Origin of the sequence: Oceanithermus desulfurans (assembly GCF_014201675.1) — a bacterium.
Taxonomy (GTDB): domain Bacteria; phylum Deinococcota; class Deinococci; order Deinococcales; family Marinithermaceae; genus Oceanithermus; species Oceanithermus desulfurans.
The window spans coordinates 94,502-107,664 of sequence record NZ_JACHEZ010000007.1 but is presented as its reverse complement, the minus strand read 5'-3'; the positions used below and the strand labels follow the sequence as shown (position 1 = coordinate 107,664).

At 62.0% G+C, this 13,163-nt stretch carries 9 protein-coding genes; 8 read left to right on the top strand and 1 reads right to left on the bottom strand.

Annotation, left to right across the window (positions count from 1 at the left end):
* Positions 1–13 precede the first annotated feature (13 nt).
* The 8 genes from darG to HNQ05_RS09570 all read left to right on the top strand — a co-directional run bounded on the left by darG (position 14) and on the right by HNQ05_RS09570 (position 12,360).
* Positions 14–1,102, top strand: a complete 1,089-nt coding sequence (darG, locus tag HNQ05_RS09605; RefSeq protein WP_147147447.1) for a type II toxin-antitoxin system antitoxin DNA ADP-ribosyl glycohydrolase DarG — start codon at positions 14–16, stop codon at positions 1,100–1,102.
* A 371-nt stretch (positions 1,103–1,473) separates the two neighbouring features.
* Positions 1,474–2,544 (top strand): helix-turn-helix domain-containing protein, encoded by a 1,071-nt coding sequence (locus HNQ05_RS09600; protein WP_221266916.1) that lies wholly within the window; start codon positions 1,474–1,476, stop codon positions 2,542–2,544.
* Between the two features lie 5 nt (positions 2,545–2,549).
* A complete protein-coding gene (locus tag HNQ05_RS09595; RefSeq protein ID WP_503826042.1) occupies positions 2,550–3,020 on the top strand; it encodes a PIN domain-containing protein in 471 nt (156 codons plus the stop codon).
* Between the two features lie 97 nt (positions 3,021–3,117).
* Complete coding sequence (locus tag HNQ05_RS09590; protein WP_281287852.1) at positions 3,118–3,477, top strand: type II toxin-antitoxin system RelE/ParE family toxin; 360 nt, start codon at positions 3,118–3,120, stop codon at positions 3,475–3,477.
* Positions 3,474–3,914 (top strand): helix-turn-helix domain-containing protein, encoded by a 441-nt coding sequence (locus tag HNQ05_RS09585; protein WP_147147455.1) that lies wholly within the window; start codon positions 3,474–3,476, stop codon positions 3,912–3,914. Before HNQ05_RS09590 ends, HNQ05_RS09585 begins: the two co-directional genes overlap by 4 nt.
* Complete coding sequence (locus HNQ05_RS09580; protein ID WP_183677779.1) at positions 3,915–4,523, top strand: helix-turn-helix domain-containing protein; 609 nt, start codon at positions 3,915–3,917, stop codon at positions 4,521–4,523. It begins immediately after the preceding gene.
* Positions 4,524–4,709: 186 nt separating this feature from the next.
* The gene (locus tag HNQ05_RS09575) at positions 4,710–10,370 is read left to right on the top strand and encodes a DEAD/DEAH box helicase family protein (protein ID WP_183677777.1); all 5,661 of its coding nucleotides are present in this window, start codon (positions 4,710–4,712) and stop codon (positions 10,368–10,370) included.
* Positions 10,342–12,360, top strand: a complete 2,019-nt coding sequence (locus HNQ05_RS09570; RefSeq protein ID WP_147147459.1) for a 3'-5' exonuclease — start codon at positions 10,342–10,344, stop codon at positions 12,358–12,360. The genes HNQ05_RS09575 and HNQ05_RS09570 overlap by 29 nt, the downstream gene beginning before the upstream one ends.
* On the opposite strand, the gene HNQ05_RS09565 is transcribed toward HNQ05_RS09570, so the two are convergent.
* The gene (locus HNQ05_RS09565; protein WP_147147461.1) at positions 12,357–13,154 is read right to left on the bottom strand and encodes a chlorite dismutase family protein; all 798 of its coding nucleotides are present in this window, start codon (positions 13,152–13,154) and stop codon (positions 12,357–12,359) included. The genes HNQ05_RS09570 and HNQ05_RS09565 overlap by 4 nt on opposite strands.
* Positions 13,155–13,163: the final 9 nt, after the last annotated feature.

The following is a 13,163-nucleotide window of genomic DNA, read 5'->3' as shown; positions in this document are numbered from 1 at the left end:
GGAGCGCGAGGCCATGATCGAGTACCGCAAAGGGAACGTCCTTGAAGCGGACGTAGAGGCCCTTGTTAACTCCGTTAATTGCGTAGGGGTCATGGGTCGGGGTATTGCTCTGCAGTTCAAACAAGCCTGGCCCGACAACTTCAAGGAATACGTAAAAGCGTGCAGCCGTAAAGAAGTTCAACCAGGCAAAATGTTCGTTTACGAAACGGGCCGGCTCACCAACCCCCGCTACATTATTAACTTTCCCACCAAAAGGCACTGGCGCAGCAAATCACGGATTGAAGACATCGAAGCAGGGCTACAGGCTCTGCGGGAAGAAATTGCCAAGCGAGGGATCAAATCCTTGGCCCTCCCCCCATTAGGCTCGGGCCTTGGCGGGCTCGATTGGAAAGAAGTGCGCCCCCTAATCGAAAACGCCCTCAAAGATCTCCGAGGCGTTCACATTGTTGTGTACGAACCACTGGAAAAAGAGCCGCTACCGCGAAGCGTTCGACGGGGCACCCCCCCTAAGATGACGCAAGGTCGTGCAGTCCTAGTTAGCCTGATTGATAGGTACTTACAAGGCCTTTTGGCGCCTTCTATTACTTTGCTCGAAGTACACAAACTAATGTACTTTGCCCAAGAAGCAGGCCTGCCCCTCAAGCTTCGTTATGTCAAGGCCCCTTACGGCCCCTATGCGGAGAACCTGCGTCATGTTCTCAAATCTGTAGATTCTTACTTTATAAGCGGCTACGGCGTGGGAGGCGATCAGCCGAACAAAGTCATTGAGCTGGTCCCTGGCGCTCTGGAAGATGCGCAACGCGCCCTGGATTCGGCACCCGATGCCCAAGAGCGCTTGCAACGCGTAGCGGAACTTGTGGAAGGGTTTGAATCGCCCCACGGCCTGGAACTGTTGGCCACCGTTCATTGGATTGCCATCCGCGATAAACCCGTGGACCTCGATGAGTTGGAGTGGCGCTTTTATGAATGGGCACCGCGCAAAAAAAGTAACTTTACATCCCGGCAAATCCGTATTGCAGCGTCCACACTCGCTAACAGAGGGTGGATTGACGATAAGTTCATCTCAACAGGCCCAGCCGGTCACCAAGTCGGCAAGCACTAGCGCGCCTGCTGCTTGATTAACAAGCGGCGTTCTCTTGTGTGGGCGCCTTGTGAACAAAGCGGTCCGGCACCTAGCCCGCTCAGGGCACGCACACCCTACGGTGACAATTCGGTTACCGGGCCTGGCGAAGCCAGTATACCATCTGTATTGAAACAAGCTTTAGCGTAGGTTGCCGAATTGGCGAGCGGCGCGCCACTTGGTGCGCGTAGCGTGAGTGGAGTGGGAACTCTACCTGGCACTGCTGTAACCGAATCCCCTTGGGCCAGCCAGCTCACACCTATTGAGGGGATAAGCAGCGCACCTAATTACTCCCTGCGTGGTTGTACAATATATTTAACGTCGGCCTAACCCGGAAGGTTTAAAGTATGCCTGTGAATGTTAAGTTGATCGGTGAAATCCGCCGGGCCCGGGGCCTTTCCCAGGGGGAGCTCGGCCGCCGGGTGGGGGTCACTCGGCAGACCCTGGCTGCCTGGGAAAAAGGCGAGCGCGAGCCTCCGGTGGCCAAGCTGGCACTCCTGGCGCGCGAACTCGGCGTGCCCCTGGAGCTTTTCTTCGAACGTCCCCAGGCAGAGGCCCCCGCGCTATTGTTCCGCGCCGACGACCCCAAAGCACTCTCCTCCGAGCTGCGTACCTTGCTTAGCAAGAAGGCCAGGGACTATCGGGAGATCGAAGAGCTGGCTGGAGAAACACCGGTCATTCCCGAATACCGCCCCCGGGCCGATTACGACCCGGACTTCATCGAGCAAGTCGCCCGCGAGGTCCGGGTTTGGCTGGGGGCGGAGGAGGGGCCGCTGGGCGACGTGCTGCACTTGCTCGAGCAGCGGGGGCTCAAGGTTATCCTCCAATCGCTACCTGCGGAGGTGTCGGGCTTTTCCGCCTACGACGAGAACGAGGTGGGAGCGGTGATCTTCATCAACGCAGAACATGCCGTTGAACGGCAGCGCTTCACTGCTTTGCACGAGCTCGCACACCTGATCTTTCATCGGCAGGAGTACAACGAGCCCAAGCGCCCCGCCCGGAAACGCGACCCCCGGGAGAAGACGGCGAATCACTTCGCGGCTGCGGTCTTGCTTCCGCCTGAAACGCTAAAAGATGAGCTCAGGGGCTTTGAAAAGCGGTGGCTGCCCCTACCTTTGCTCGCAGACTTGCGTTTTCGTTACGGTGTAAGCGTGCGAACCGTTCTCCTACGGGCGGCCCAGCTTAAGCTGATCTCGCAAAAGCAAATGGGCCAACAACTTGGCTGGATCAACAAGCGTTTCGGGCAGCTTTGGGAACCCGGGGAGCCCTTGCCTGCTTCCCAAACGCTCGGGCGTCTGGAGCGCCTCGTCTGGAAGCTGGTGCTGCACGAGCAAATCACCCTAAGCCGCGCCGCCGAGGTGCTGGGCGAGCCGGTTCCCGAGCTTCACCGGCGGCTTAGGGAGTGGCGGGAGGTCCCCGCTTGATCCTGGTGGTCGACACCTCCACGCTGCTGGACCTGGAGAGCGTGAATGGCCTACCTTTGCTGCCAAAGCTTGCCAGATCGGTGCACGTGCTCGACGTCGTGCTGAACGAGTGCGGCGCGGAGCTCACAGAAGAGATCCGCGCGGCGGGTTATCGGGAGGTCGCCGTTCCCCGAAGTTGGGTTATGCCTGCGTTAGGACTGAGGACGGCGAATCTGAGTTCAACCGACGCGCTCGTTCTCTACTACGCAAAAAAGAACAAAGCGATCCTTGTCGCGAGCGACGGCCCCCTTAGGAAGCGGGCTGCACGGCACGGCGTGGAGGTTCACGGCGCCATCTGGGTGGCCCAGCGGGCTCTGGATGAGGTTTTGATTGAGCCGAACGAGCTCTGTGCTTGGCTCGAAGGCTGGCTGGCGAGCGGCCGCCGCCTCCCGCAGGACGAGATCGACCGTCTTCGGGAGTTGATGAAATGCAAATGAGTGGAAGAAGCGCGCCGTCTCTTAATGCGCGATTATCGCGGCTGTATAAGTTAGGGTTGACTAACGTTCACGGGGCGCATTAGGATCGGAGTGTGTAGTGTCCGGGCCCTATCGAGTTGAGTTCTATCGCGATGAGCGCGGTCAATCGCTTATCGAGGAGTGGCTTTGGCGCTTGGAACGTGACGACGCGAGGTTGTGGGCCCAAGTAATGTGGCTTTTGAAACTGCTAGAGCAGCAAGGGGAGGATCTTCGGGCGCCCTACGTGAAATGGAACTTTCACGGCCCCATCTCCGAATTACGCAAGCGCTACCGCCACCACTACATCCGCATCTACTTTTGGCGCAAAGGAGAGGCGATTTTCGTAGCTGCCGCGGGAGAGCTGAAGAAATCTAAGGAGTCTGACGACGCTCTGCTGTCTTATGCGCTTGGGGCTTATCGAAAGGAGGCGGAGGAGTGAAGAGGAAACTCACCACGCTCGAAAAGTATTTCGCAGAGTCGATGGAAAACCCCGAACTGCGGCGGGCCTATTACGAGGTCACCGCCGAGGAGCTTGGCGAGATCCTGCGCTACCTGCGCAAGCAGCGGGACCTCAGCCAGACCGAGCTGGCTCGGAGGCTCGGCTACGCAAACCGGAGCCGGCTTTCCCAGATCGAGGGCGCCGAGGGGCTTGCCCTGAGCCTGGAGACCATCGCCCGCTACGCCAACGCTCTCGGCTACCGGGTGGATCTGAACTTCGTGGACCAGGAGAGTGGCGAGGTAGCGGCTCGCTACTTCCTCGAGCACATGGACGTGGTGGCCGAGGAGCCCGCCTGGCAGGGTCCGGCCCCCCTTGGCTGGCAGGGGCCCGAGCGCACCGGCGACGGCGACGCGGGCGACTTCGTTTGGGCGGCGTAGATGGCGGCGCAGGCATCCCCCACCAAGTCCGAGCGGATCCGCGAGCTTTACCGGCAGGGTAAGAGCATCAGCGAGATCGCAAGAGAGCTGGGCATCCGCTACCAGCGCGCCTACAACGTGCTGGTGAACTCGGGGCTCCATAAGCCGAAGTCAAAAAAGGGCGAAGCCCCTGAAGCCCCTAAGGTGGACCCGAAGGCTTACACCGAGTTCATCCGGGGCCTGGATTTGAGAGCGGTCTTGCTCGAGCAGATCGAAGCCCAGGTCAAGGCGCGTCCGGAAGGGCGGCTGGGTTTCGAGATCAGCCTCACCCCGACCGACGAACACCCGAGGCTGATGGACGGAGGGTTCTCCGCCGCCCTGCGCTTCGAGGTCGAGTTCTTGGTGCAGGAAAAAGACGGCGGCAAGGAGCGCACGTTCGGTTACATCCAGGCGGTCTGGCGCGGCGTTTACAGCTCTCGGATGAAGCCTTCCAAGGCGATCTACGCACTCTTCGCCCATCAGAACTTGCCGGTCAACCTCTGGCCCTACTTCCGAGTTCAGGTAGACCAGCTTACCGCCCAGATGGGCCTACCGCGGCTCGTCCTGCCCGCGTTCAAGACGGTCAGGTAGCACCTTGGACCGGGGGCCTCTACGAGGCCCCTGGGAATATTCGACCAACTACCCTTCCAACCACTACCCAGGCACGGGCTCTGGCGAACTCGGTCGGCCGCACCCCACCCAATGTTCACGCCTAAACCCATCAAAGCGACCAAGGCATTAGAGTAAGGCAAGAACAGGGAGAGCGGAATGGATGCAGTGAACCTGGCCGAGATCGAGCAAGTCCTGAGCCCGCAGGTTTGGTATTCACAGGTCGTTCCCAAGTTCGTGGGCGGTGCCGCCCTCGACTGGTCCGGTGTGGACTTTTCGGAGGTTGCACCGGAGGAATTTTCGGCCTTGCTTGCCCCATTCAAGAATATGGGCCTGGACGCCGACGAGCTGCGAATCCGGGTCGGGCTGGTCTCCATGCCCCCGGGCTGGCGGGCGCTGGCCGAGGGCGTGCTCGAGCTTCCGGCCGAAGGGGTTTCCCCTTTGCTGTCCCGGGACGCCTTTGCACGCATTCAGCACGTTCGCGAAGTCTACCGGGGCTACGTCGAAGCCTTCGTCAAACCCGAAAATCCAGCGATTCGAACCTACCTGGAAGAGGCGGTCGAAAAAGGCGGGCTACTCTGGCGCGAACCCTATGTGGAGTTGCGGCGCGAGCTCAAGTCGGGCCCCCCGCTCGAGCGGCTTGTGAACGAAGACCTGCTGCATCCCGACGCATTGCGCATCTTCCGCCAGAATGCGCACGACGCCGGCTCGCCCCCTATCCGTCCTTACGTACACCAGGTAGAGGCTTTCCGAAGGGCCAAAGCAGGCGAAAACGTGGTGGTGGCCACGGGCACCGGCTCGGGCAAGTCGTTTGCCTTCGGTCTGCCCGTCATCGACTACGCGTTGCGCATGCGCGACGAGGGCAAGCGCGGCACCAAGGCCATTCTGGTTTACCCCATGAACGCCCTGGCCAACGACCAGTTCCGCGACCTGGTGCTGCGCCTGCGCGATAGCGGCCTGAGCGTTGCCCTGTACACCGGGGAAACACCCCATACCCGCGAGGAGGGGGAGGACCGTCGCAGGTCCCTCGAGCGCGAACTTCGCCTGGACGACGGAGCGCTCTCCACCGTGATGCGCGCCTCGCGGGAGGAGATCCGTCAGGACCCGCCGGATATCTTGCTTACCAACTACGTCATGCTGGAGCTCATCCTCACCCGCCGCGAGGACCTGAGCCTCTTCCCCGCGGAGCATCGCGGCTTACTCCGCTACCTGGTGCTCGACGAGCTCCACACCTACGGGGGACTCAAGGGGGCTGATACCGCGCTGCTGATTCGCAGGCTCAAGGTTCACACCGGCACTGAGGGCACCCTTCGGTTTATCGGTACCTCGGCCACCATCGAGGAAGAAGAAGGCGACGGAGCCCTTGATTTTGCCAGCCGCCTCTTTGGCGCACCCGTAGAGGTGCTCATCCGCGAAACCTACGCCGACGCCCGCCCGACGCCCGCCGTACCCCAGCCCCCACTAGGTCCGGTTCCCGAACTGAAAGCTGTGGGAAAGTCGGCGGTAGAACAACTTTCCCTGGCCTTCCTGGGCACAAGCGAAACCGATCCCGGCGAGCTGGGCAGGCACCTTCAAGACCACCCGACGCTTGGCTGGATTGGGGCGCAGCTGAGCCGGGGAGCCAAACCCCTTGCGGAGCTGGTAAGCGCTTATGCGGAAGTTCGGAACCTGCCCCCTGAAGAGGCCCGCCGCGAACTGCTGGCCTTCATGTCGCTGGCTCAGTTTGCCGAAGTCGGCGAAAAACCCTTGTTACAACTTAAGTTGCACGGCTTCTACAGCCAGAACGTCGGCTTGACCGGCACCCTCCATGATCCGCCGCGGCTGAGCGGCCAGGGCGAGCTGGAGCTCGGCGGGTCCCCCGCGTATCCTGTGGTCTTCTGCCGCCAGTGCAAGAACGAGTTCTACGTAGCTTTTCGCGGTGGCAACCGCTTTCAACCCGCCGAGTTCGGTGAGACCGAGGGCGTGGTCTACCTCACCCCCGGTGCCTTCGATCCCGAAGAGGTGTCCCTGCCTGAAAACTGGTTGACCGGCAATGGCGGGGTGAAGTCGAGCTACCGCCCGCATACTCCCCGTAACTTGCGGATTGACCCCGAACGAGGCGAGGTGCGCCCCGAAGAAGGGGGCCGCGCGTTCGTAGAAGTGGCTGCCCCCTTTCTCTTCTGCCCCCACTGCGGCATCCATTACGACCGCCGGCCAGCGGAGTACGCCAAGCTAACCCCTTTTGGCCTGGTAGGCCGGTCCACCGCTACCGACCTGATCCTGCTCGCCACCCTGGGCTCCCTGGCGGAAGACGAGCGCAAGATCATCGCTTTTACCGACAACGTTCAAGACACCAGTTTCCAATCGGCCCACTTCTCTGACCTGGCCCACCGTTTGGCCTTCCGACAAGCGCTGCTCCGCCTGCTCGACGAAAAGGGGTCGCTAAGCTTGGGCGAAGCCGGGCTGGAAGTACTGAACTACTGGAAACGGAGCGGGGCCGAGATTTATCAGGATCCCGAAGTATCCAGGGCCTACGCCACCGTCCTGCAGCTTTTTGCCGCTGCCGACGCGGCGCGCAACGTACAACCCAACTTCCCGAACCTCGAAGAAGCCGGCCTGGTTCGCTACGAGTACAAAGGGCTGGAAAAGCTGGTAGAGGACGAAAACCTCTGGAAGGGTTTTGAGGAAACCCCGGCCGATGTCCGCGCCGATGTGCTGCGGGGCTTACTGGACCTGGTGCGCCGGCGCGAAGCGCTGGGCAGCGGAGTCGACCTGGACATCATGAACTTCGATTTTGACTACCGGGTACGACAATTGCTCGAAGATGAGGGCTTCGCGGAGGCGGTTTTTTATGAACCGGGCGAGCCCGTGGTTCTGGTCGAACGCAAACCCGCAAGGCCCCCCAAGCGGGGACGGGTGGTGCCGCTGATCGGAGGCGTCCGCCCCAGCCGCTTCGAGCAGTGGGTCATAAGGGCTCTGAACCTGGAACGGCGCGAAGACGCCCAATCCTGGCTGCGCAACGTTTACCTGAAATTGCAGGACGAGCGGCTGCTCAGCCCCAAAAGTTTGCCATCCCGCGGTCGTGACCAGATCGGAGGCCATGTGCTTAGCCCCAGCCGGGTGCGGCTCCAACGGGTGCGGAGCAAGAACCTTCGCTACTGCCCAAAGAGCCGGGTGCCCTTCTACTTGAAGGTGCTGGACCGTTCCCCCGAGTTCCCCGGCGTCTTGCTTCGGGAAGAACCTCCCAGCGCGTTCTTCAGGGAGCTCTATCAAGAGTTTTGGTTCGCGGTGCCCCCCCAGGCCGGGCCGCACTCGGCACAGGTTCCCGCCGAAGATAGGCGGCGGCTGGAGGCGAGCTTTCGCGACCCCGAAAGCCCCCTGGCCGTGCTGGTGGCCACGCCCACCCTGGAGCTCGGTGTGGATATTGGCGCTTTGGCCAACGTCTACCTGCGCAACGTCCCCCCCTCGCCTGCAAACTACGCCCAGCGCTCGGGCCGAGCCGGGAGGCGAGGGCAACCCGCGCTGGTGCAGGTCTTTGCCGGACAGGGTTACCGACGAGGTCCGCACGATCAGTACTTTTACCGCCACCCCGAAGAAATGATCCGGGGTGAGGTGCGGCCGCCCAGGTTCCTGCTCGATAACGAGAAGCTGACACGGGCTCACCTGCACGCAGTGGTGCTCGAACATCTGGCTCCGGTTTGGGAGCTGCCCGGAAGTATGCAGGAACTCGTAGACGTCGAGGCGAGGCCTGCGTTTCCGTTGCGGGCAGAAATCGAAGAGGGGCTCAAGCGCGCTTTGAACGCCGAGCGAACCCGGATTCTCGAGGCCATTGCCCGCTCGCTGGCGCTAGAATTGCAGGAGTTCGACTGGCTCGACCTCTCGTTCATCGAACGCGAAGTGGACGGTTTCGTGAGCGCTCTGGACCGGACCCTCGTGAACTGGCGCAAGGCACTGGCCACCTTGGTAGAGCAACACGAGGCGGTCAAAATGCGCATCGCGTACCTGAACGATCCAAGGGTGCGTGGAGGCCTGCAGCGCGAGCTCGACGCGCTGGGGAAGCGAATCGACCAGTTGCGCGGCGTGGGTGACAACCCCCTGCGCGTGCGGGATCTGCTCGAAAGCGAAGGGTTTGTGCCGAACTACGCTTTCAGCAGCCAGGCGGTACACCTTGATCTCCTCGCGGCCCGGGGGCCGCAGCAACTTACCCGAACGCCGCTCATTGCCCTGAGGGAATATGCCCCGGGGAACTTCGTCTATTACGGGAAGTCTGCCTACGAGGTCAACCGCATGGCTTACGGATTACACGAAGACGAGCTCGTGCCGGTGGCCCTTTGCCCTAACTGCGGGTTCCCCAACCATCCCGAGCCCACGACCGGGCGCCTGCCGCAGCGCTGCCAGCGCTGCGGGCAGGACCTATCTATGGCTCCGCGGATGCACGCTTTGCCCATGCCCTGGCAACGCGCCCGCCGGCGGCGACGTATTACCAGCGAAGAGGAAGAGCGCCGCCGGCGCGGTTACCTAATGGTCGAAAGCTACCAGCCCTCGGGCGTGGTCGAGGGTTACGAAGCCGGGGAGTTGCGAATCGAATACGACCACCAGGCACGCATCCGGGTAAGCAACCTCGGACCCAGGGCTGAGGAGCGCGGGGGGTTCGTGCTGTGCCGCAAGTGCGGCGAATGGTTGCTTGGTGAAAAACGAATTGAGCAGCACCCCCACCGCGAAGGTAAGCGGGGGGAATGCCCTCAGTTCGCCGGTGAAGAAGACCTGGTGCATGGTGTTGTCCTGTTCCACGAAGCTGAAGTCGACGCGCTGGTGCTCTACGCGCCCAAGAACTTGGACGACGAACAGGCTTACGCTTACTACCAGAGCCTGGGCTGGGCTTTGTGGCGGGCTGCGCTTGTAGCGCTCGAGCTGGAAGAAGGAGAGTTGGGGGTGTTTCTCGAGCCCGCAGGAGCTTCGGGGGTGCCCTACCGTATCGTCTTTCACGAGCGGGTAGAAGGCGGGTTGGGAGCACTGAGGTCGCTGCTTGAACCCGCGCGCTGGGACCAGCTCATCGATGTGGCTCTCGACCTGCTGCACGCCAACGACCCTGAAGAGGCCTGCGAAAAAGCCTGTTACCGTTGCCTGCTCAGCTACCACAACCAGGCCGTGCACCACTTGCTTGACCGACGTTTGGTCCTAAACGACCTCAAAGGCTGGCGGAGGCTGGTGTTTTCGCCGGCGGCTTCACGAACCCGCATAGAGCGCCTGTTGAGGCACGCGGAGAGTGAGCTCGAAAAGAAATTCCTGAATGAACTCAAGCGCCGAAGCCTGCCGCTACCCGACGAAGCTCAGTACACCGTGGCCGTGGGTGGCAGTTCAGTGCGGTACGACTTTTATTATCGCGAAGCCGATCTAGGCGTCTTTGTGGACGGCCCCGGGCACGACGACCCCAAGCGCCTCCAGGGCGACGCGCTTCGCCGTGGCCTACTCACCGAGGCGGGTAGGAGGCATCTGGTATTCCGTTACGATCAGGACTGGACGCAGGACCTCGAGACGCTTAGGAGCCTGGTCAGCGCCGGGGGCCGAGACCCCTGGGGGGAGTTACTTTCGGTACGTCCCGACCTTGAACCCCTGGTCGAGGCACTCAAGGCCCGTGGCGTGCCACCCCCCGACGCGGTGCTCGAAGACCTCGTCGGTGATGACGGAGCGGTTGCCGGCCAGGCGCTCCTGCGCTGGGGAAGGGTGGTGTTGGTCGACATGAACCCTGCAAAGATCGGCGGCTCCTGGAAATACGTCGAAGTTGCGGAGGACCCGGACCGGGTCGTGGAGGCGATCAAAGATGCAATGGAACATCGCCCTGAATCATGACCTGCTGGAGGAAGTCCGCAAGAAGTTTCCAGCTGAGCTAGCAGAACAGATCAACTATGAACTGCTAAAGCTCGCTGCCGGCCTGCTCATGCCGGGTCACAAGCTCGAGAAGTTGAAAAACGGGTTTTGGTCGCTGCGGCTGAATAAGGACCTGCGACTAATTCTTTCCGCGCAGGAGGGTACGCTCGTCCCCTTGTACGTGGATCATCACGACAAGGCCTACCAGTGGGCTGAGCGGCATCGGGCGGAGTTCCACCCCAAGACCCAGGAGTTCCAGGTTGTCCGCATAAAAGTCGAGGAGCAGGTGGTGGTGAAAAAGACTGAGGTTCACGCTCCACTTGCCCACTACCCTGAGGAGTACCTTCACGATCTGGGGATCCCCCTCCACTACGTGGCGACGATGAAGCTGGCCGACATAGACCGCGCCCTCGAACTCGCTTCCGAGCTAGGCCCGCTGATACAAGAACGCATCCTCAGTTTGCTCGAGAATAAGCCCGTTCCGCTTCCGCCCAAGGTTAAGGTTGAGGACCCTTTCCACCACCCCAGCAACCGTTACCGTTACCTCCTAATCGAGACCAAGGAGGAGCTCAAGCAAGCCCTCTTCGGAGACTGGGAGGACTGGATGGTCTTTTTACATCCGGTCCAGCGCGCCGTCGTGGACCAGGACTACCGCGGCCCGGCCAAGGCAACGGGCGCGGCCGGCACGGGGAAAACGGTGGTGGCAATCCACCGCGCGGTGCGCCTGGCCCAAGAAAACCCCGAGGCTCGAGTGCTGCTCACCACTTACACGCGGACGCTCGCCGAAGCACTCAAAGACGGGGTAGCGCGGCTTGCTGGGGGACTCGAGAACCTCGAGGTCGAGCATTTTGATCGCCTGCTCACGCGCTGGCATACGAAAGGGCTTGGCAAGAAGCTCAGTGTCGCCAGGGATAAGCAGATCGAGGAGGCCCTTAAGCGGGCGGCGGAAGAGGTTGGACGCCCGGAGTGGGCGAGCGACCTTTTCCTTTTCAACGAGTGGGTGCGGGTGGTGGACGCTTGGGGGGTGCGCAGCCTGGAGGAGTACCTGGCGGTGGACCGCACCGGCCGGGGCACGCCGCTCAGCCAAGCGCGGCGCCGGGAGCTCTGGCCCGTCTTCGACCGGACCCGGAGCCTGCTTGTTTCCCGGGGGCTTGAAACCTGGGGCAGCCGGACGCGAACGTTGCTCGAGAACCTCGAGAAGCTACCCAGGTTCGACCACGTGGTGGTGGACGAGACCCAGGACCTAAGCCCGATCCAGCTGAAGCTACTACGCGCGATCGTCCCCGAGGGCGATAACGATCTTTTCCTGGTCGGGGATGCCGCGCAGCGCATCTACCAAACCCGCGTCCCCTGGCGGCGGCTCGGTATAGAGACCGTGGGTCGGTCACAGAGGCTCTGGATCAACTACCGCACCACCCGTGAGATTGCGAACTTCGCCGTGGGGGTGCTACCCGAGAAGGTGACCGAGGCCGAGGGGGAAGAGGTCGCCCCCAAGGCCTTGAGTCTTTTGCGCGGCGAATCTCCAGAAATCCAGGTGTTTGCCCAACCTAACCAAGAAGTGTCCGCTCTTGCCAACTGGTTACGCGCATTGATTGAACAGGGCTACGATACAGAGCAGACCGCGGTCGTAGCGCGCACCAAGAAATTGTTAAAGACCCGAGGTGCGTCCGCGGTGAAGCGCGCCGGCCTACCGTCTCGGTTTCTGGAGGAAGGCGGCCAAGGACCCGGCGTCAGCTTAGCCACGATGCACCGGGTAAAGGGCCTGGAGTTCCGGGCGGTAGCGGTGATCGGGGTCGAGGATGGACAAGTGCCCAACGACTTCGTGCTCAAACAGGCCGAGACCGAAGCCGACCGGGAAGCGTTGCTCGAGCTCGAGCGGCAGCTACTTTTCGTTGCCCTCTCCAGGCCGCGGGAAAAGCTGTGGGTCAGCGCGGCAAAGCAACCCAGCCCTTTCTTGCCGGCCAAACACTAGGCCAGGTCGTCGAGCAGCTCGCGCACCGGCTTCTTGCGGCAGGTGAACATCGGGGTGTCGCGCAGGGTGTAGAGGCTGGCCTCGGTGAAGCGCAGCCGGTGCACCAGGTCCACGAACTCAGAGGGGTGGTTGGCGTCGAAGGCGACGACGAACTCCTGGTCGTCGATGCCGTAGGAGTAGCTGGTGTTGAGGCGCACCCCCTCGAAGGGCGCGGAGACGTAGATGTGCTCGTCCATCATCCCCTGGCGGGTGTGGGGGGTGAGCTTGTACCACTCGCGCTTCTTCACGAAGGGGTAGACGAAGAGGTAGTCCCCCTCACCGGGCATCAGCTCCACCCCCTCGCCCTCGGGGTTGAAGCGATCGACGTAGATCGAGCGCTTCTGCATCGAGAGGTAGCTGTAGGGCTGGGTCAGGTAGCCGGCCAGGCGGGTGCGGTTGAGTTCGCGCTGCATGGCCTGGAACTCGGCGGGATCGAAGGCGATGCGCCAGATCATGAAGTCGGTGTCGGCCCTGAGGCCCACCAGCGAGTAACTGCGGACGATGAAGCCCTCGCGGGCGGCCCAGCGCTCCACCACACCGGCGAACTCGTCCTTGGCGGCCTCTATCTCGCTGGGCTCGAGCCGGCGAAAGGCGGGGTCGAGCTTGAAGAAGGCGTAGTTCATGAACTGCCGGCGGGCGCGGTCGGGCGCTTTGTCGAGCACCAGCCCGGCCGGGTCCAGGTCGGTCATGCGGCGGGTCGTCTTCTCGCTGTACTCACGCAGCTTCTTTTCGGGTCGCTTGGGGCGTTCGGCCATGCCCGCATT

What these genes read in the sequence shown, in the direction of transcription:
- darG (WP_147147447.1), top strand. Translation starts at nt 14, where the DNA reads ATGATCGAGTACCGCAAAGGGAACGTCCTTGAAGCGGACGTAGAGGCC.
- HNQ05_RS09580 (WP_183677779.1), top strand. Translation starts at nt 3,915, where the DNA reads ATGGCGGCGCAGGCATCCCCCACCAAGTCCGAGCGGATCCGCGAGCTT.
- HNQ05_RS09570 (WP_147147459.1), top strand. Translation starts at nt 10,342, where the DNA reads ATGCAATGGAACATCGCCCTGAATCATGACCTGCTGGAGGAAGTCCGC.
- HNQ05_RS09565 (WP_147147461.1), bottom strand. Translation starts at nt 13,154, where the DNA reads ATGGCCGAACGCCCCAAGCGACCCGAAAAGAAGCTGCGTGAGTACAGC.